Raw genomic sequence first — 1512 nt, forward strand, 5'->3', positions numbered from 1 at the left:
AGCCCGGTCTCGCCCCGCGCGGCTGACGGATCACAGCCCTTCCGGACCAGACAACTGCCCCCAATCTGGATTGGATCTCTCCGCCCCGAGGGCAGGTTCGGAGGCAGCGGCGCCGGGTCGGATATGTGAAGTATACGATCCTATTTCTTGCCAGTTTCGGCCGGGTCAGTCTTCTCCGCCTCAGAGAGAGAGAGAAGACTGACCCGGCCTCTTTATGGACCATCGGTGCCGTTGTCCGGTTGACGGCTTCCGTTCCCCGCATCTTGCGCCCTGCATCCCGTCCCGTGCCTTCTGCACCCTGTCTTTTGTCTTGCGGAACCTGTCTGCGGCGTTTCGCATCCTGTCATCCGGCAGAGGGGCAGAAGGCATTTGCATCGCGACGCGCGCAGCGCGCGGGATGCCTCCTGCCTCGCGCCTCCTGTCCTCGGGAACGCCTGCGCCGACTTCCTGGACAGAGGCCGGCCTTGACAGATGCGGCTCGGAGGATCCTCTTTCCAGCCAGATGGCTCGCCATGAAGGACAGGGCAATGTGGACGCTTCAGGATGCGAAGAACCGGTTCAGCGCCGTCGTCGAGGCCGCCCTTGCCGGAACGCCGCAACAGGTCACGCGGCGGGGCAAGCCTGCGGTGGTGGTGGTGGTGGCCGCCGATGAATGCCGCCGGCTTCTGGACGGACCCATGCAGGGCCGCGGCAGCTTTGCCGACAATCTGATGGCCTTTCCGGCCGGGGGTCTGCCGGACCTGCCGCGCGCAGGCGGCCCCCCGGGATGTCCGTTTCTGATGTATATTCTCGATACCAATGTCATATCGGCGCTGCGCCGCCGCGACCGCGCCCCCCGGGTCGCGGCTTGGCTGCGCGGAAAACCCGAGCAGGACCTGTTCCTGAGTGTCATCACCCTGGGCGAGATCGAGCGCGGTATCCACCAGCAGGAGACGCGGGACCCGGCCTTTGCCCGGGATCTGCGCGCCTGGCTGGACCGCACCACCCTGATCTTCCCGGACCGCCTTCTGGCCTTCTGGCCTTCGGGGCCGAGGATGCACGGCTCTCGGCCAGGCTGGGGCAGGCTGGCGCGGATCTGATGATCGCCGCCGCGGCCCTGCGCCATCGCGCCACCGTCGTGACCGGCAATGTCAGGGGCTTCGCGCCGACCGGGGTGGCGCTTGAAAACCCGTTCTTACCCGGGGCACGACGATTTCGCCTTCCTATTGCGGCTGACCTTTGTCAGGACGGCTCCGATGGCGTTCCAGATCCTAAAAAAAGGCGGGGATCTGTCCGGCCCGGTGGTTCTGCGCAAGGATGCCGATGCGGCAGGACAAGACGATTCCCTTCCCTGTATTCCCCTTCACGCCAGAATCTGATCCGGATGACCACGGTTTCGGTCGCGGCTCTGATCACGTCCGATAAATTAACATTATCGGACGTGAAGGGAGAGTCATAAGCGCGGCGCTTTCGGGATTTATATTCCTGCAAAAGCGCCCCAATATTCTGGCAGGGGTCCTTCCCCCTGCCCCC

General features: G+C 64.6%; 2 protein-coding genes. Both read left to right on the top strand.

Going from position 1 to position 1512, the window contains the following annotated elements; all coding sequences use genetic code 11:
• Positions 1–527: 527 nt before the first annotated feature.
• A complete protein-coding gene (locus JL811_RS20290; protein ID WP_337924780.1) occupies positions 528–1079 on the top strand; it encodes a type II toxin-antitoxin system prevent-host-death family antitoxin in 552 nt (183 codons plus the stop codon).
• A gap of 156 nt (positions 1080–1235) precedes the next feature.
• Positions 1236–1358: a hypothetical protein gene (locus JL811_RS20215; protein ID WP_273542517.1), complete on the top strand. Its 123-nt coding sequence runs from the start codon at positions 1236–1238 to the stop codon at positions 1356–1358.
• The last annotated feature ends 154 nt before the right edge of the window (positions 1359–1512 follow it).

Source organism: Szabonella alba, from assembly GCF_016765775.1.
Taxonomy (GTDB): Bacteria; Pseudomonadota; Alphaproteobacteria; order Rhodobacterales; family Rhodobacteraceae; genus Szabonella; species Szabonella alba.